Source organism: Nocardioides sp., from assembly GCF_014360585.1.
Lineage (GTDB): Bacteria > Actinomycetota > Actinomycetes > Propionibacteriales > Nocardioidaceae > Nocardioides.
This window is the reverse complement of sequence record NZ_JACIXG010000005.1, coordinates 12,312-30,231: the sequence shown is the minus strand read 5'-3', so window position 1 is coordinate 30,231 and position 17,920 is coordinate 12,312. Positions and strand designations below refer to the sequence as shown.

The 17,920-nt window shown below is 70.0% G+C and carries 14 protein-coding genes; 5 read left to right on the top strand and 9 right to left on the bottom strand.

From position 1 onward, the window contains the following. Nucleotides 1–10: 10 nt before the first annotated feature. The 3 genes from H5T77_RS02895 (at nucleotide 11) to H5T77_RS02885 (ending at nucleotide 4,758) form a co-directional block, all read left to right on the top strand. Nucleotides 11–2,566 (top strand): alpha-L-arabinofuranosidase C-terminal domain-containing protein, encoded by a 2,556-nt coding sequence (locus H5T77_RS02895; protein ID WP_292644785.1) that lies wholly within the window; start codon nucleotides 11–13, stop codon nucleotides 2,564–2,566. Nucleotides 2,567–2,574: 8 nt separating this feature from the next. Continuing rightward, entirely contained in the window at nucleotides 2,575–4,080 is a 1,506-nt protein-coding gene (locus H5T77_RS02890; RefSeq protein ID WP_292644783.1) for a family 43 glycosylhydrolase, read from the top strand. A 78-nt stretch (nucleotides 4,081–4,158) separates the two neighbouring features. Further along, nucleotides 4,159–4,758 carry a TetR/AcrR family transcriptional regulator gene (locus tag H5T77_RS02885; RefSeq protein ID WP_292644781.1) on the top strand — a complete coding sequence of 200 codons (600 nt, stop codon included), beginning with the start codon at nucleotides 4,159–4,161 and terminating at the stop codon, nucleotides 4,756–4,758. Nucleotides 4,759–4,817: 59 nt separating this feature from the next. On the opposite strand, the gene H5T77_RS02880 is transcribed toward H5T77_RS02885, so the two are convergent. The 4 genes from H5T77_RS02880 to H5T77_RS02865 are packed head-to-tail and all read right to left on the bottom strand — an operon-like array spanning nucleotide 4,818 to nucleotide 10,406. Then, nucleotides 4,818–6,026 (bottom strand): amino acid deaminase/aldolase, encoded by a 1,209-nt coding sequence (locus tag H5T77_RS02880; protein WP_292644780.1) that lies wholly within the window; start codon nucleotides 6,024–6,026, stop codon nucleotides 4,818–4,820. Next, a complete protein-coding gene (locus H5T77_RS02875) occupies nucleotides 6,023–7,339 on the bottom strand; it encodes a D-arabinono-1,4-lactone oxidase (protein WP_292644779.1) in 1,317 nt (438 codons plus the stop codon). Before H5T77_RS02875 ends, H5T77_RS02880 begins: the two co-directional genes overlap by 4 nt. Beyond that, the gene (gene sph / locus H5T77_RS02870) at nucleotides 7,336–8,289 is read right to left on the bottom strand and encodes a sphingomyelin phosphodiesterase (protein WP_292644777.1); all 954 of its coding nucleotides are present in this window, start codon (nucleotides 8,287–8,289) and stop codon (nucleotides 7,336–7,338) included. Before sph ends, H5T77_RS02875 begins: the two co-directional genes overlap by 4 nt. Next, nucleotides 8,289–10,406 carry a neutral/alkaline ceramidase gene (locus H5T77_RS02865; protein ID WP_292644776.1) on the bottom strand — a complete coding sequence of 706 codons (2,118 nt, stop codon included), beginning with the start codon at nucleotides 10,404–10,406 and terminating at the stop codon, nucleotides 8,289–8,291. The genes sph and H5T77_RS02865 overlap by 1 nt, the downstream gene beginning before the upstream one ends. 161 nt (nucleotides 10,407–10,567) lie before the next feature. On the opposite strand from H5T77_RS02865, the gene H5T77_RS02860 reads away from it, so the two are divergent. Then, on the top strand, nucleotides 10,568–11,302 hold the full coding sequence (locus H5T77_RS02860) for an SDR family NAD(P)-dependent oxidoreductase (RefSeq protein ID WP_292644775.1): 735 nt from the start codon (nucleotides 10,568–10,570) through the stop codon (nucleotides 11,300–11,302). A 10-nt stretch (nucleotides 11,303–11,312) separates the two neighbouring features. Here H5T77_RS02860 and H5T77_RS02855 read toward each other — a convergent pair whose 3' ends face one another. The 5 genes from H5T77_RS02855 to H5T77_RS02835 all read right to left on the bottom strand — a co-directional run bounded on the left by H5T77_RS02855 (nucleotide 11,313) and on the right by H5T77_RS02835 (nucleotide 16,870). Further along, complete coding sequence (locus H5T77_RS02855) at nucleotides 11,313–11,456, bottom strand: hypothetical protein (protein WP_292644773.1); 144 nt, start codon at nucleotides 11,454–11,456, stop codon at nucleotides 11,313–11,315. Nucleotides 11,457–11,484: 28 nt separating this feature from the next. After that, a complete protein-coding gene (locus H5T77_RS02850) occupies nucleotides 11,485–13,914 on the bottom strand; it encodes a DUF6351 family protein (protein ID WP_292644772.1) in 2,430 nt (809 codons plus the stop codon). Between the two features lie 92 nt (nucleotides 13,915–14,006). Continuing rightward, nucleotides 14,007–15,599, bottom strand: coding sequence for an MDR family MFS transporter (locus H5T77_RS02845; RefSeq protein ID WP_292644770.1), 1,593 nt, complete (start codon nucleotides 15,597–15,599; stop codon nucleotides 14,007–14,009). Between the two features lie 100 nt (nucleotides 15,600–15,699). Then, nucleotides 15,700–16,305: a TetR/AcrR family transcriptional regulator gene (locus H5T77_RS02840; RefSeq protein ID WP_292644769.1), complete on the bottom strand. Its 606-nt coding sequence runs from the start codon at nucleotides 16,303–16,305 to the stop codon at nucleotides 15,700–15,702. Nucleotides 16,306–16,381: 76 nt separating this feature from the next. Continuing rightward, nucleotides 16,382–16,870 carry a nucleoside deaminase gene (locus tag H5T77_RS02835; RefSeq protein WP_292644766.1) on the bottom strand — a complete coding sequence of 163 codons (489 nt, stop codon included), beginning with the start codon at nucleotides 16,868–16,870 and terminating at the stop codon, nucleotides 16,382–16,384. Between the two features lie 81 nt (nucleotides 16,871–16,951). On the opposite strand from H5T77_RS02835, the gene H5T77_RS02830 reads away from it, so the two are divergent. Beyond that, complete coding sequence (locus H5T77_RS02830; RefSeq protein ID WP_292644763.1) at nucleotides 16,952–17,899, top strand: aminoglycoside phosphotransferase family protein; 948 nt, start codon at nucleotides 16,952–16,954, stop codon at nucleotides 17,897–17,899. Nucleotides 17,900–17,920: the final 21 nt, after the last annotated feature.

Sequence of the window (17,920 nt, the reverse complement as noted above, 5' to 3'; positions counted from 1 at the left end):
GGAGACCAACGTGCACAGATTCCGACTGCTGACCGTCCTGTCCGCCGCCACCGTCCTCGCCCTGCCCCTGGCCTACGCCGCGCCCGGCCTCGCCGCGGACAGACGAGCCGCCCCGCCCGAACCCGACTACACGATCACGGCACACACCGGTGAGTCCGGGCCCGAGATCAGCGACTCGATGTACGGCGTCTTCTTCGAGGACATCAACTACGCCGCCGACGGCGGCCTCTACGCCGAGCTGGTGCGGAACCGGTCCTTCGAGTTCCTGCCCGTCGACAACCGCTCCTACACCGGCATGACCGCCTGGACCCCGCGAGGCGTCGACGGGGGTAACGGGACCGCCACCCCCGTCAACGACGGTTCCCGGCTCAACGAGCGCAACCGCACCTATCTACAGCTCTCCCTGGCCAACGCCGCCGGCGGGACGTACGGCGTCTCGAACAGCGGCTGGAACAACGGTGTGGCGCTCGAGGCCGGCAAGAGCTACGACTTCTCGGTCTGGGCACGCTCGGACACCGCCGGCGGCACGCCGCTGACCGTGTCGCTGCGCGACGAGTCCGGCGCCACCTCGTACGCCGATCCGGTCCGGATCCAGGTGAAGGACGACACCTGGACGAAGTACGCCGGGACCTTCACGGCGAAGGCCACGACCGACTCCGCACGTCTGTGGCTGCAGGGGGAGGGCGTCGGCACCCTCCGCCTCGACATGGTCTCGCTGATGCCCGAGGACACCTTCATGGGCCGCGAGAACGGGCTGCGCAAGGACCTCGCCGAGAAGATCGCGGCGCTCGAGCCGGAGTTCGTCCGCTTCCCGGGCGGCTGTCTCGTAAACACCGGCAGCATGTCCGGCTACGACGCCGCCTCCGGCTGGCAGCGCGCCCGGTCCTACCAGTGGAAGGACACCGTCGGCCCGGTCGAGGAGCGGGCGACGAACGCCAACTTCTGGGGCTACAACCAGACCTACGGCCTGGGCTACTTCGAGTACTTCCAGTTCGCCGAGGACGTCGGGTCGATGCCGCTGCCGGTCGTGCCCGCGCTGGTCACCGGCTGCGGCCAGAACCGGGCCACCGATGACGAGGAGCTGCTGCAGCGCCACATCCAGGACACCCTCGACCTCATCGAGTTCGCCAACGGCGCGGTCGACACCGAGTGGGGCGGCCTGCGCGCCGAGATGGGACACCCGGAGCCGTTCGGGCTCACTCATCTCGGGGTCGGCAACGAGGAGAACCTGCCCGCGGAGTTCTTCGAGCGGTTCGAGAAGTTCCGCGCGGCCATCGAGGCGCGCTACCCGGAGATCACGATCATCAGCAACTCCGGCCCCGACGACCAGGGCGCGCTCTTCGACCAGCACTGGGCGCAGAACACGGCCGCCGGCGTCGACATGGTCGACGAGCACTACTACAACTCCCCGACCTGGTTCCTGCAGAACAACGACCGCTACGACAGCTACGACCGCAACGGGCCGAAGGTCTTCCTCGGTGAGTACGCCTCCCAGGACAACAAGCTCTTCAACGCACTGTCCGAGGCGGCGTTCATGACCGGGCTCGAGCGCAACGCCGACGTCGTGCAGCTCGCCTCCTACGCCCCGCTGCTCGCCAACGTGGACAACGTGCAGTGGCGTCCGGACATGATCTGGTTCGACAACGACCAGTCCTGGAGCTCGGCGAACTACGAGGTCCAGAAGCTGTTCATGAACAACGTGGGTGACCGGGTCGTCCCCAGCGAGGCGACCGGCGACGTGATCCAGCCGAAGCCCATCACCGGCGGCATCGGCCTCTCCACCTGGGCCACCTCCGCGGCGTACGACGACGTGTCGGTCACCGCACCCGACGGGACCGAGCTGTTCGCCGACGACTTCGAGGACGGGGACGCCGAGGGCTGGAGCCCCCTGGCCAACCGGGGGAGCTGGTCGGTCGTCGACGGCGCCTACACGCAGACGGACGCGGCCGCTCAGGACACCCTGGTCGGGGCCGCGGACATCACCTCGAGCGACTACGACATCAAGCTCAAGGCCAAGAAGCTGTCCGGCTCCGAGGGCTTCCTGGTCGCGTTCGGGGTGAAGGACTCCGGCAACCTCTACTGGTGGAACATCGGCGGCTGGAACAACACCCGCACCGTCGTCGAGAAGGCCACCAACGGCGGCAAGGAGACCCTCGTCGCCCGTGAGGGCCACTCGGTCGAGACCGGACGCACCTACGACGTACGTGTCGAGGTCCGGGGCACCCACGTCCGGCTCTTCCTCGACGGTCAGCTCTTCCAGGAGTTCGACGACGATCAGGTCACCGAGCCGTTCGCGCAGGTGGTCACCCGTGACGAGGCGACCGGCGACCTGATCGTCAAGGTCGTCAACGCCCAGGCCGAGCCGGCGGTCACCCGCATCGACCTCGGCGCCAAGGTCGCCTCCAAGGCGGAGATGACCGTCATCAGCGGTGACCCGGAGGAGCAGAACACCCGAACGGCGCAACCCATCAAGCCGGTCACCAGCACCATCCGCGGCGTGGACAGCACCTTCACCCGCACTTTCGCGCCGTACTCCGTGACCTTCATCCGCATCCAGACCCGGTAGGAGCACCCATGTCCGACCTGAACCACCTCGACCACCTGAACCATCTCAGCCTCCGGGCCGGCCTCAGCAGGCGCCACCTGCTGCAGGCCGGGGTCGGCCTCGGAGCGGCCGCTGCCCTCGCCGGGTACGCCGCGCCCGCCGCCGCGGCACCGCCCACCCCGATGCCCAGCGACGCCGAGATCTGGGGAGTGCCGACCCTCAACCCGCTCGTCGAGCGCCGGGCCGACCCGTTCGTCACCCCGCCCGTCGACGGGATGTACTACCTGACCGGCTCCGTTCCGGAGTACGACCGTCTGGTGATCCGCGGATCGGCTTCGCTGGCCGGCCTCGCCACCGCAGCGGAGTCGGTGATCTGGCGCCGCCCTGCCAGCGGGAAGATGGGCGGCCACATCTGGGCACCCGAGCTGCACCGCATCGACGGCCGCTGGTACGTCTACTTCGCGGCCGGCGACTCCGACGACGTCTTCCGGATCCGGATGTACGTCATGGAGTCCACGCTCGCCGACCCGCGCGACCCCGCGGGCTGGGGTGCTCCGCAGCAGATCATCACGCCATGGCAGAGCTTCGCCCTCGACGCCACCACGTTCGAGCACGCCGGCCGCCGCTACCTGGTCTGGGCGCAGAGCGAGCCCGAGATCGCGGTCAACACCAGCCTCTACATCGCCGAGATGAGCTCCCCGTTCGCGATCAGCACCTTCCCGGCGCGGATCGCGACCCCGACCCGCAGCTGGGAGGTGCAGGGCTACAAGGTCAACGAGGGAGCCGCGGTGCTGGTTCGCAACGGCCGCGTCTTCATGACGTTCTCGGCCAGCGCCACCGACTCGCGCTACTGCATAGGCCTGCTCACCGCTGCGGCGGACGCCGACCTGCTCGACCCGGCGTCGTGGGTCAAGAGCCCCGATCCGGTGTTCACCACCAATGAGCAGACCGGACAGTACGGTCCGGGGCACAACTCGTTCACGGTCGCCGAGGACGGCGTGACCGACGTCCTCGTCTACCACGCCCGGGACTACCGCGACATCACCGGCGACCCCCTCTACGACCCGAACCGGCACGCCCGCATGCAGAAGGTGGTGTGGCATGCGGACGGCACCCCCATGTTCGGGGTGCCGGTCGGGAAGGGCGGGCCGATCGTGCGGCTCACCCCGCTGGACGCGCCGGGCTCGTTCGTACGCCACTACGAGTACACGCTGCGGGTGGACCATGCCCCGAGGGAGCTCGCCGACAGCCAGTTCCGGTTCGTGCCCGGGCTGGCGGGCGACGGGTCGGAGTCACTGCAGTCGGTCAACTTCCCCGACAGGTACGTCCGGGTCGCCGGTGACACGATCCGGATCGACCCGGTCGAGCCGGGGCCGGCGTACGCCGCTGCGGCCAGCTTCCGCCGGATCCCGGTCAAGGGCGGGATCTCGCTGCAGGTGGCGACCGACCGCGACGGCTGTCTCCAGCACCACCGCGGTGCGCTCACCGTCGGTGGCACGGCAGGACGACGCTCCAGCACCTTCGCTCTGACCTGAGAGCTCGGCTTTGCGACCTACCGGACCGCACGTCCGGTCCGGTAGGTCGCCTCCGTCTTGGACGCTAGTCTTGGTCACGTGGCAAGGGTGGCGGCAGACGAACGACGACGGTTGCTGGTCCAGGCCGCGATCCAGGTGATGGCGCGCGACGGCGTCGCCCAGGCCACGACCCGGTCCATCGTGGCTGAGGCCGACATGCCGCTCGGCACCTTCCACTACTGCTTCCGCTCCAAGGAGGAGCTCCTGGAGCAGGTGATCACGACGATCACCGGTCACACCCTGGCGCCGGCGCTGGAGATCATCGACGGCCCGGGAACGCTGGAGGAGAAGCTGCGCGGCGGGCTGGCCTCCTACTGGCAGCACGTCCTGGACAACCCCGACGAGCACCGGGTGACCTACGAGCTGACGCAGTACGCGACGCGCAGCCCGGCGCTGGCAGAGATCGCCCGGCTGCAGTACCGCACCTACCTGGACGCGCACACCACGGTCATCGAGAGGCTCGCGGCCAGCGCCGGCGTGACCTGGACGGTCGACGTCGCGGTGCTGGCGCGCTACCTGACCGCGATCGTGGACGGACTGACGCTGCTCTACCTCAACGAGGGCGACGCGGAGACCGCGGGCGCGGCGATCGATCTGGCCGCAACCCAGCTGCTGGGTCTGGTCGAGCAGCCCTCCTGACCGTGTTGGTCTCGACACGCTCGCTGGCGCTCGCGGCTCGACCGACGGACGAGGACTTCTCAGAGGAAGGTCTTCCCCTCGCCGCGATAGGTGGGGACCACGTCGACGACCCGGGCGCCCTCGACGAGGACGATCTCGTCGACATGCTCGCAGAGCTCGCCGGCCTTGGTGTGCCGGAACCAGACGTGGTCACCGAGGCCGAGGTCATCGACCCGCGGCCCCGCCAGCGGCGTCTGCACCTCACCGGCACCCTCCTGGTCGACGAGCGACAGGTCCGGCGGCCACACCGGCGTCGGCAGCCGGTCCTTCCCGGCGGCGCCCGACGCGATCCACCCGCCGCCGAGCACGGTGGCGTGCTGGGGGGAGGGGCGGCGTACGACCGAGAGCACGAAGTACGCCGCGGGCTGGGGCCGGAAGCGGGTGTAGAAGTCGAACAGGCGGGGTGCGAACAGGCCGGAGCCGGCCGCCACCTCGGTGACCGCCGGCTCGGCTGCGGTGAGCTCGAGGCTGCCGGTGCCACCTCCGTTGACGAACGCCAACGGCGCGACGCTCCGAACAGCGGCGACCGCGTCGGCGCGACGCTCGGCGAGCTCGGCGGCCGACCGCCGCTGCATCTCCCGGACCGCGAACCTGCGCAGGCCGGGCTGGTTGTCGCCGATCCCCGCGATCTGGCCCTCGTAACCCATCAGGCCGACCAGCTCGAAGCGTGGGTGGGCGGCGACCTTGCGCGCCAGCGCGGCGGCCTCCTCCGGTGCGTGCACCGGCGAACGACGAGCGCCCAGGTGGACCCGGCCGCCGGCGAGCCGGAGCGAGACGTCGAGCTCCAAGCAGATCCGGATCGGCGGACCGTCGGGGCCGACGATCGCGGCCGTCAGGTCGAGGTGGTCGGGGCTGTCGACCATCAGGGTGACCCGGGAGGCGAGCTCGTCGTCCTCGGCCAGCCGCCGGAGCGCCTCACGGTGCGTGGTCGGGTAGCCCACGACCACGTCCTCGTGCTCCTCGGCGAGCCAGAGCGCCTCGGGCAGGGTGAAGGCGAGGATGCCGGACATCCCGGGGACATCCAGGGCATCCCGGATCACCGAGCGCACTCGGATCGACTTGCTGGCCACCCGGATCGGCTTCCCGGCGGCACGGCGCACCAGCTGGTGCGCGTTCGTGCGCACCGCCGCCACGTCGAGGACGGCGAACGGCGGGTCCAGGTGCTCGGTCGCGGCGAGCAGGTCCACCCACGGAGTTCGGGCGGGGCCGCCGGGCTGGGTCAGGGTCATCGTCGGGCCTCCGGGGCTGGGCCGAGCACGCGGTCCAGGTAGGGGTTGGCAAAGACCCCGGCGGGGTCGAGGTGGTCGCGGAGCGCGACGAAGTCGCCGAAGCGGGGATAGCGCTCACGCATCGCCGACGCGTCGAGCCGGTGCATCTTGCCCCAGTGCGGCCGGCCGCCGGCGGCACCGAGGACGTCCTCACAGACGCCGAACCAGCGTTCGTGCGGCATCCGGTGGTACTGGTGGAAGGCGACGACGGCCGAGTCCCGCTGGTAGGCCGGCGAGAGCCAGATGTCGTCGTGGCGTACGAACCGGACCTCGAACGGGAACGAGACCGGCTCATCGTGGGTGTCGACCCACCGCTTCAGCTCGCGCAGCGCCGGGACGAGGGTGTCGCGCGGCACGAAGTACTCGCCCTCGCGGAAACGTACGTTCCGTTCCGACGCGAACACGTTGGGCGCCAGGTCGGTGAAGTCCCGCGCGGAGAGCGCCTTGGTCACGAACCGGGTGATCCCGGGGACCAGGCGCGGGAACCGGGTGCCGGCCCGCAGCATCGCCTCGAAGCCGATGTTGGTGACGATCCGGTCGTCGACCGTACGAGTCAGCCGGCTCATCGGACGCAGCTCGGTGTCGCCGGGCAGCCGCTGGAACCGCCGGGTCAGCGCCGTCGTCGTGTGCGGGAACCAGAAGAACTCGAAGTGGTCGTTGTCAGCCACCAGCTCGTCGACGCCGTCGAGCACGTCCTCGAGCGGCGCCGCCGCGTCGATGGCGCGCAGCGCGTAGAGCGGCACGCACTGCAGCGTCACCTTGGTGATCACGCCGAGCGCGCCGAACGAGACCCGCGCGGCCTCGAACAGCTCCGGCCGCTCGGTCGCCGAGCACTCCACGACCGACCCGTCGGCGAGCACCAGCTCGAGGCCGCGTACCTGCGTCGAGATGCTGCCGAACTCCGCACCGCTTCCGTGCGTGCCGGTCGAGATCGCGCCCGCCAGCGTCTGCCGGTCGATGTCGCCGAGGATCTCCATCGCCAGGCCGTGCCGGGCGAGGATCGGGTTGAGCCGGTGCAGCGGGATGCCCGCGGCGACCGTCACCAGGCCCGACTCGCGGTCGACCGAGTGCACGCCGTCGAGCCGGTCCGGAACCAGCTGTACGCCCGGGGCGACCGCCGCCCCCGTGAACGAGTGCCCGGATCCGATCATCCGCACCGGCAGCTCGTCGCCGACGGCCGCCTTGACGGCGGCCGCCACCTCGTCGGTCGTCGCGGGTGCGACCACGCGCGCAGGCGTGACCCGCTCGGTGCCTGCCCAGTTCTGCCAGCTCACGAGATCCCTCCCCTGACCGGGTAGTGGTCGGCGTAGTCGGTGTAGGTCGTCCCGCCCGCGCTCCAGGGCGGCGAGGTCGGCGTCAGGGTGGTGTTGGTCCACCCCCGAGGCTGCATGTGGCCGCGCCGGAACAGGACGTAGTCCAGGTGCTCGCGCCCGCCCGAGGACGCCAGCGGGTTGGTCTCCGGGTCCCAGGTGTAGGGGTGACCGGCGTACGACGGGGCGGTGGCGTCCAGCGTGGACAGCATCGCGTCGTACTCCGGGGAAGCCTTGATCACGTTGAGGTCGCCGGCGATCACGATCGGCTCGTCGGCCGGGATCCGCAGTCCGTCGAGGAAGCCGTCGAGCTCGGTGAACTGCCGCTTTCGGGTCGCGGCTGCGTCCGAGCACAGCGCGGCCTCGGCCTGCGCATGGGTGCCGACCACGTGCACCGGGCGGCCGCCGACGTCGAGGCGGGTGTAGACGAAGCCCTTGTTGGAGAACCAGTCGGCGTCGCAGCCGTCGGCGTATACGTACTGCGTGCGATGGGTGATCGGCCACCGGCTGAGGATCGTCACGCCGCCGTCCTCGGGGGTGAGCGCGGAGTAGGACCCCAGCGTCTCGTCCCAGCCCGAGCGGGAGCGGCCGAGGACCGGCGTCTGATGGGGATACCGGCTGGCCAGGCGCGACTTCAGGGTGTCGGAGGGGCCGTTGTCGAACGCCTCCTGGAGCACCACGACGTCGTGGCCGCGGACATAGTCGGCCCCCGCGATCAGCTCCGCCCTGGTGGCGTTGGCCTTGCCGCCGGCGATCGCCGGCAGCATCGCGACGTTGTGGGTCAGGATGCTCAGGCCGGTCCGGGCAGGCCTCGCCAGGTCTTCACCGGCGGATGCCGATGCCGGCGCCGTACCGGGGCCTGCGATCGCGGCGATGGCACACGCCGCCGCGACCATCGCTGTCACGGCGCGCATCAGTCGACCACCGTGAACGTCGGGCTGGTGCCGCTGATCGCGCGGACGTTCCCCAGCAGGCTCCGGGCGTCACCGAAGTAGCGGATCCGGTAGCTCCCGGGCTCCACGCCGTCCGGTACGTCCCAGGTGATCGTCACCTTCGACGCGGCGACGCCGTAGCGTGCCCAGTGGAGCTTCGTCGACCAGTCGCTGTCGTCGGCGACCCGCTGCCAGCGTGGCTCGGCGGCCGAGCTCGTCGAGACGCGCCGCTCCACGGTCAGGTAGCTGCCCTCGTGGTGCGGATCGTTGTTGGGGTGCGCGCCGGCGAACGTCACGCTCACCTGGTCGCCGGGCCGGTACGTCGCAGCCGGCGCGGTCAGCACGTCGCCGTACTTCTTGGCGATCGGCGGCGCATCGGCCACCACAGCGCCCTGCGGCGAGGGGAGCTGGAGGGCGCTGCGGTCGCGCTCCTTGGCCCCGAGCGGGACGTCGACCCCGGTGCGCATCGCGGCACCCAGATCGGCCACGGTCTGCATGAACGCCGGGAGCTCGTAGCGCCCGAAGAGCGTCGAGGCGCCCTCGTACTCCTTGGCGTCGTACTCCTCCGGCGTGGTCAGGTAGTGCGCGTAGGCGTTGGTGTAGCCCTGCACCAGCACGTTGTCGAGGTCCGTGCCGACCGCCTCGGCGACGGCGCGACGCAGCCGCAGGCCGGACACCACGGTCACCTCGGCCGGGACCCCGACGAGGTAGAGGTCGCCGATCCGGACCAGCTGCACCGGCAGCTTCTGCTGCACCATGTCGAGCGCCCCGACCGGGAGCAGGATCTCCTTCGGCGCCTGGCACGCCCGCAGCGCCGGGCTGGCGGTGTAGAGCGCCTCGGAGATCGTCGCGACCGCGGGGTTGCCGCCGTCCTTGCCCTCCTTGAAGATCGGCAGCCCGCCACCACCGTCCTCGGTGCTGCCAGCGGCGAACGACGCGCCGAGCGCGGCCGGACAGGTGCTGTGCGGCTTCCCGTCCGGCGTGAACTCGCGGCGCACCGCGGTGTTCGCGAAGTCGACGTACACGATCCGGGAGTCGACGCCTCCGGCCAGCGACCGGTCGTCACCGAGCCCGCGGCGGGCGGCGTCGTACGTCCTGGTGCCGATGATCCGGGTGTTCTCGAACTGGTCGGTGGTCGGGCCGTCGGAGGGCCGCAGGTTGAGGTTCGGCGACATGTCGCCGGCGTTGGTCTGCGCGAAGGAGGCCACGAAGCCGGGGTCGCGGCTGTCCTCGACATAGTCGACGCCTCGCGCGAGCCGCTCCCAGGCGTACTCGGCATAGCCCTTGTTGTCGGGGCTCACCAGGGTGTTGTCGGTCGACATGCTCGTCGCGTGGACCGGGAACCAGTTGATGATCCCGTCCAGGCTGGTCGACCCGTCGGGGGCGTCGCGGCGCACCTGAAGGGTGGTGCTTCGGGTGTCGACGCCACCGGGGAAGTGGGCCTTGTCCGCCTCCGGGTTGCGGTCGAACGCGGTCTTCGAGCGGTTGACGTTGGCGTTGGTGAGCTCGCTGGTCGACACGCTCAGCTCGGCCGGCGCGAGGTCGGCGTCGGCCCGCTCGATGGAGGTGACGATCCCGTCGACGAGGGCGCGGAAGGTCTTCCCGTGGTAGCCCAGGGTGGTGATGTTGTAGAGCGTGTGGTGCGAGTAGCCGCCCGGCGCCGCGTGGGTGTGGGTCGCGGTGAGCATCACGTTGCGCTCGGTGTAGGTGTCTCCGAAGCGCTGCTCGAGCTTGGCGAGGACGGCGTCGCGGACGCTCTGGAAGATCATCCCCGCGTCGGCGAGGACGTGGACCACGCGCTCGTCCGACTCCGGGTCACCGATCACGAACGCACGGGCGCGCTGGCGCATGTGCAGCCCGCTGCTGACCTGGCCGAGATCGGCGTACCCCATCATCCCGGCCTCGGCCACCTCGCCGGTGACGTCGGCGATGCCGCGGCCGACGAGATAGTCGCCGGCTCCTTGGTTGGCGCGCGCCGTCGAGGCGTACGTCGTGTCGGCGCCGCTCGCCGAGGTCGGCGGCGGCAACGTCGTGATTCCGAGGGTGGCGGCCGCCAGCAACGTGACAGCCCCGGTGGTCCTCCATGTGACGTGCCTCATAACAGGAGGATGCCTGCTCGATCTCACTCGGTCAATAGTCCTGGACAGATGACCTACTTCGTGGACAGAGAGCCTCTGTGACGTCCGATTACCGCCGGAACTACCGGCCCGCAGTCCGTTGAATGGTTCACGGAACAACCAATTCGAACGATGGGAAGCAGATGAAGGTCGCCCTTGTCACCGGAGCCAGCCGCGGGATCGGTGAGGCCACCGCCCGCCGCCTCGCCCAGAGCGGTGCACACGTCATCCTGACCGCACGCCGTCCCGAGGATCTCCAAGCGCACGTGGACCGGCTCGCCGCGGCCGGCCACTCGGCCTCGGCGCTTCAGGTGGACGTCACCGACCGAGACAGCGTGCAGCGTGCCGCGGACGCTGTCGCCGCGGCCCACGGCCACCTCGACATGCTGGTCAACAACGCCGGCGTCCTCCCGGAGGCGACCAACGCCGAGCCGGCCGAGGTCGTCGACCTCGAGATGTTCCGCACCACCTACGAGACCAACGTGCTCGGCGCGGTCGCCGTCCTGGAGGCGTTCCTGCCGCTCCTCCGCAAGAGCGAGGCGGCCCGCATCGTCAACGTGACCTCGACGATGGGGTCGATGGCCGACCAGACCGATCCGGAGTCGCCGTACTACGGCACGGTCGTGCCTGCCTACCAGTCCTCCAAGGCGGCGCTGAACAGCGTCACCATCGCGCTGGCGAAGGCTCTTGCAGACACCGCCATCAAGGTCACCTCGATCTGCCCGGGTTTCGTGCAGACCGATCTGACCCCGATCAGCCGGGACAACGCACCCACCACGGCAGACCAGGCCGCCGAGGTCGTCCACCGGGCCGCGACCCTGCCCGACGAGGCTCCGTCGGGGACGTTCTTCGACGCGAACGGCCCTGTGCCCTGGTAGACAGGCCCGGTCAGCCGGCCGCGATCTCCGCGAGGAGCTCCGCGGCCGGCGCCGGGTGGACGAGCCAGCCGAGGTGGCTCGACTCCCGGGTGTGGACGGCGTACGGGTTCTCCGGGGTGAGGGCGTCGCCCTCGCGGATGAGCCGGTCCTGCATCGCCGGCGACCATGAAGGGCTGCTGGTCTTATTCGTCGGTCGCGCCTCCGAACGGCGCCGAGCGTGGTGCCGCACCCATCGGCGTACCGCCGTAGACGACAGAGCCGTCGGCCCGCTGATAGGTCAACCACGGCACGGTCTCCGAGAACCCGACGCCCGGCTTGCTGTGGTCGCACACCCCGCTCGGGAACGCCCTCTGCAGGCGTGCCCACTGGGCGTCGGTCAGGCCGAACGCGCCGTAGTCGTCGGTGCGACGCAGCGGCTTCAGGTGACACTTGGCGTTGTCGGAGTAGTTGTTGTCGCCGGCCACGATCCGCGGCGTCGCGAAGTCGGTCTTGACCAGGTCGCTGACCGGTCCGAGCCCGCACACCACGTCCGAGACCGGGTCGACGACGAGGTTGAGCGCGGGATCCAGGACCGGGTTGAGGGCGCCGTTCAGACCGTCGAGCACGCCGCCGGTCAGATCGTCCACGAGCGGGTCGGCGACCGGGAGGAAGAGACCGTCCTCGCTGGAGACGCCCTGCGTCTGGGTGCACCGGTCGTGCAGGTCGCCGGGGCGGTCCTGAACCACCTTGTCCGCCAGCGGTACGTCACGCTCGTCGGCCTCGACCGAGGCCAGCCACCGGTCCATCGCCAGCAGCGCCTCCTTGGAGTAGCTCGGGTCGCCGATCATCGGGGTCACGCCGTACCAGATCACCTGGTTGTCGGCGTGGCCCTGCTCCCGGGTCATCCGGTCGCGCATCGCCCACGCCCAGCGCGCGTCGTGCGCGAGACCGGGGTCGGGGCCGCCGTGGTCGATGATCGCCACCTCGGACAGGTTGCTGGCGGTGTTGATCATGCCGCTGCGGTAGGCGTTGGTGAGCGCGGCCGGGTCGCCGACCGAGCGCTGCGCCCGCGGCTGGACGTCGATGTCGAGCCCGCCGACCTTCTCGTTGACGTCGACGAACTGCTCCGGGGTGATCGTCCCGGTGCGGAGCGCCTCGAGGCCGTACTGAACCCCGGTGTTGTCGAGCGGCGAGGCCGCGAAGCCACGCCCGATCTGCTTCTCCTGGGGCGTCCACACGCTCTCCGGCCGCGGGCCGAAGACGTTGATGGCGCCGTCGATGATCGAGCAGCGTACGCCGCCGGGGTTGTCCTTCGCGTCGTACCGCTCCTGGTCGCTGACCCCGGCGCACGGGTGCGTCGGCATGACCGCCTGCTTGAACAGGCCCTCGTCGGCGACGACCGCGTTGACCGGCAGCAGGTGTCCCTCGACCGCCGCCCACTGCAGCGGGTTCCAGAACTTGCCGTCGGTGAGCCGCTCGGAGCTCTCGAAGTACTTGCGGAGCAGGTGGTAGTCGGAGAACTGCAGCCCCGGCGAGAGCGAGTCGGGGTAGGAGCAGGTGACGACCAGGCCCTGGTAGATCCCCGGGTAGGCGTTCGCGATCGTCTGCTGCGCGATCGAGCCGCCGGAGCAGCCGCTGCCGATCGTGTAGCGCAGGTCGCCGTACGTCTCGACGAGGTGCTCCTTGGCCATCATCAGCGACTCGGCGGCGGAGGTCACGTTGCAGTTGTGGCCTGTGTTGGCCAGCGCGGTCGAGAGCATCGCGAAGCCACGCCCGAGGGCGACGGTTGGGCTGTCCCCGAACGCGTCCGCGACGACGGGGATGCCGAGGTCGAAGGTGCCGGCATAGTCCTTGGTCGGCGCCTCGCCCACCTGATGGTCGACCCCGCAGCTGCCACCGTGCGGGATGAACAGCTTGTTGTTCCACTGCTGCTGCGGGCTCCAGCGCCGCCACGGCTCGCCGGGCTGCCAGAGCACGGCGATCCGATACTGGTCGCGGTTCTGGTAGCCGGTCTCGACGCGGACGACGAACGGCACCGTCACGCCCTCGTCGGTGGTCGTGGTGGCGACGTCACGAGGAGGGCTCGCGGGGTCGTAGGGCTGCAACCCGTCGAGCAGCGCGTTGGTGGACTTGTAGAGCCAGCTGATCGCCGGCTCCTGGTTGCACTGCTCGTCCGTCGCGGTCGGCTGGCAGCGCCACGGCTGCAGCTGCGGTCCGGAGAAGATCGGTCCGCCGCGCGGGTGGTTGGTGATCGTGAGCCAGGCCCCGCGACCGTCCCGAAGACGTGCGGTCAGCTCGTTGGTCCCGACCCGCAGGCCGCGTACGACGCCCTCGATCTCGCCGTTGGGCCGCTCCGCGAAGGCGGCGGTGACGTCACGGTCACCTTTGCGGGTGGACGAGTGGCGGGTGTCATCGAGCCACACCCGCAGGTCGTCCGGGTCGGCGTCGTCCGGCAGCGTGATCCGCACGAGGGCGTTGCCGTCGAAGACCAGGTCGGCCCGGTTGGAGAGCGTCTCCACGACGATGTCCTCGGCCGGCGCGGGCGCCGCCGCAGCCGGGGCGACGCCGAGCAGCGTGCTCACGAGGAGAGCGGCCGCCGTGGCGATCGAGACGGGCAGGGCGCGAGCGGGCATGGCATGCCTTTCCGAGAGCTGCGCCCGTCCCTCGAGTAGACGCTCGCGGTGACAGGAGAATGCCCGCTGCCACGGCGACCGTCAAGGAAGCCTCAGCCGGCGACCGCCTCCCCGCGCGCGACCATGCCGGCCTCGTCGGAGAGCTTGACCTCCTTGAGGAACAGCGCGAGCACGAGCCCGAGGAGGACCAGCGGCACGAGATACCAGAACGCCGGTGCGAGCGCCTCGGTGAAGGCGTTGACGACCCAGCTGTGGAGCGGCTCCGGCAGCCTCTCGACAGCGGCAGGGGTGAGGCTTCCACCGGAGAACCCGGACCCGTCGGCCGGCATCAGCCCCGAGGCCTCCATCTTCGCCGCCAGCCCCTCGAAGTTGTCGCTCAGCCGGGTGGTGAAGACCGTCGTGAACAGCGCGGTGCCGACGGTCGCACCGATCTCCCGGAAGAAGTTGTTCGCCGAGGTCGCGGTGCCGAGCTCGTGCGGGTCGACCGCGTTCTGGACGGCCAGGACGATGGTCTGCATGACCAGGCCCATCCCGGCGCCGAGCACGAAGATCATCAGCCCGAAGACGACCATCGACATGTCGCCCGAGATCGTCGTCATCCAGGCGATCCCGGCCGCGGTGACGGTCAGACCGACGATCGGGAAGATCTTGTAGCGACCCGTCTTCGAGATCGCGATCCCGGAGCCGATCGCGGTCAACATCATGCCGGCCATCATCGGCAGCATCAGCAGCCCCGAGCCGGTGATCGAGGCACCGGTCGACATCTGCAGGAAGGTCGGCAGCATCGCCATCGCCGAGAACATGCCCATCCCGAGCACCAGACCGATCAGCGTGGTCACGGTGAAGGTGGGGTTCTTGAAGAGGCGCAGCGGGATCAGCGGCTCGGGGGCGAGGGTCTCGGCGACGATGAAGGCGGCCACCGAGGCCAAGGTGCCGACGAGCAGCCCGAGCAGCTGCGGCGAGGACCAGTCGTAGCCGTCGTGGCCGAGCGACTCCCACGAGGTCAGCAGCACTATGCCGCAGGTGGAGAGCACCATGAACATGATCCCCAGCCAGTCGACCGGCCGCCTGGAGCGGTGCGAGGGCAGCCGCAGCGCGAACCAGGCCACTGCGAACGCGATGATGCCGATCGGTACGTTGATCCAGAAGGTCCAGCGCCAGCCCGGACCGGCGGTGAGCCAGCCGCCGAGGAGCGGCCCGATGACCGCGGAGATACCGAAGAGCGCCCCCATCGGACCCATGTACTTGCCGCGCTCGGAGGCCGGCACGATGTCGGCGATGATCGCCTGCGACAGGATCATCAACCCGCCACCACCGAGCCCCTGGAGACCGCGGGCGGCGACCAGCTCGGGGAACGTCTGAGCCATCCCGCCGAAGAGCGAGCCGAGCGTGAACAGCGTGACGGCGACCAGGAACGGCCAGCGACGACCCCACAGGTCACCGAACTTCCCGTACAACGGCATCACGATCGCGATCGCCATGATGTACGACGTGATCACCCATCCCTGGTGCTCGACCCCGTCGAGCTCCCCGACGATCGTCGGCATCGCGGTGCTCACGATCGTCTGGTCGAGGGAGGAGAGGAACATCGAGGCCATCAGGGCCCCGAAGATCAGCCAGATCGTACGTGGCGTCAGCACGACCAGCGGCTTGTCGGGCGCGTCGGGCGCGACCGTATGACTCATGAGCGGAACCTTCCAGGCAGGTGTTGAAGAGAAGAGGTGTTGACGAGGTGGCGACACACGGGTCCCGTGTGACGTACGAAGTCCCGAGAGGTTGAGGCGGCTAGTCGTCGAGCAGCAGGCGGAGCTGAGCGACCGCCTCGGGCAGATGGGCGACCGCGTCGCCCTCGTAGCCCGAGCGTGCCCAGGCGAGCGCGCTCGCCCGCATCAGCAGCCCGGCCACCATCCCGATCGTGTCGTCGTCGACGGGCGAGGGCCGCGCCTTGCGTCGCTCGCCGAGCAGCTCCTCGAGCTCGCCGATGACGCGCTGGTGCCAGGCGATGTGTCGTTGGACGAGGCGGGGCTCGGAGACCATCAGTCGCATCGCCCGCTCGCCCTGCTCGATGTTGGGGTCGGCGTTGGTGAGGAAGCCGGCGACCAGCGTCTCCAGGTCGGTCATCAGCCGCCCCGACGGCCCGCCGGCGACGAACTGTGCGCGCACCTCGGCATCGAGCTCGATCTCCTGGATGCCGAGGACGGCGTCGTCCTTGGAGTCGAAGTAGTTGAAGAACGTACGCGGCGACAACCCTGCCGCCGAGCTGATCTCCTCCACGGTGACGTCGTCGAGACCCCGCTCGCCGACCAGTCGCTGAGCGGCCTCGATCAGCGCCAGCCGACGCTCCCGCTTCTGACGCGCGCGGGCGTTCGGAGGCGGGGTGGAGGAGGGCACCGGATTATTCTTGCAGTGAGTGCAAGTTGCAGTCAATGCAAGAAGAGTGTGTTTGCCGTTACACGAGGCGGGGCGCTCAGGCCCCCGCGGCGGTCCGGTGGAGCGCGCGGATCTCCTCGACCAGCTCGGGGACGGGCCCGACGACGTCGATCGCGGGCGCGACCTCCTGGATCGGCAGCGCTCGCACCGACGACTCACCCGCTCCCCAGCCGGCCCGCCACTGCGTCAGCTGCTTCGAGGAGGCGATGTAGACGACTCGGCCCACCCCCGCCCAGCCCTGCGCCGCCGAGCACATCGGGCAGTGCTCGCCGGAGGTGTAGACGGTCGCGCCGGCACACGCCTCCGGGTCGAGGTTCATCGCGGCCCAGCGGGCGAGCGCGAACTCGGGGTGCGCCGTCGGGTCGCCCGTCGACGTCTCCCGGTTGCGGCCTTCGTGGAGCACATTGCCGGCGCTGTCGGCCAGGACGGACCCGAACGGTCCATCACCGTCCGCGAGCGCCTCCGCCGCCAGCTCGAGGCAACGTCGCAGGTGGGCCATGTCGGTCGAGGTGAGGTCGGTGGTCATCGCCCCAGTCTGCGGGGAGCGGGGGTGAATGTCGTTCTATTTCCTGGCGATCAACCTGGACTGCTCAGTAGCCTGCAAGCCATGCGCCCTGCCGCCGATGTTCCGAACGAAGAGGTGCCGGATCTCGGCCCCCTGCCAAAGCGCCTGATCGTCGAGATCGACACCGTGCGCCGTCTCGTCGCCGAGCAGTTTCCACAGTGGGCGCATCTTCCGGTCGAGCCGGTGCGCCATGGCGGATGGGACAACTTCACCTTCCACCTCGGAGACGACATGCTCCTGCGGCTGCCGAGCGCGGCCGAGTACGCACTCGCCGTTGAGAAGGAGCACCAGTGGTTGCCGGAACTGGCCCCGCAGCTGCCCGTCCCGATCCCCGCTCCACTGGGGCTGGGCGATCCTGGGGCCGGTTATCCCTTCCGCTGGTCGATCTACAACTGGCTCCGGGGTGAGTGCGCCGACCGCAGCACCGTGCCCGACCCGACCGAGCTCTCCGAGGACCTGGCCGACTTCCTCGGAGCCTTGCGCAGAATCGACGCCACCGGCGGACCACAACCCGGCATCCACAACTGGTATCGCGGCGCCACCTTGCGCACCTACGACGAGACCGCCCGGAGCGCCCTCGTCGATCTCGAAGGTCACCTCGACGTGGACGTGGCCTCCGCGGCCTGGGCGGACGCCCTCGCGGCGCGCTGGGATGGCGTGGAGGTGTGGTTCCACGGTGATCTCGCCGCAGGGAACCTGCTGCTCGACGGCGGCAGGCTCGCCGCCGTCATCGACTTCGGCACCTGCGGGGTCGGTGACCCGTCGTGCGACCTGGCGATCGCTTGGACACTCCTCACTCCCTCGAGTCGTCGGCTCCTGCGTGATCGGCTCGGCATCGACGACCCGACCTGGGCCAGAGGGCGAGGGTGGGCTCTCTGGAAGGCACTGAGCCAGATGGCCGGCGCCTTGGATGACCATGACCTGCCCGCGGTCGCCGAGGCGCGACTGGTCGTCGAAGCGGTCCTCGACGACTTCAGCTCAGCTGACTAGATGCCTGTGTGCGGCCTGCCG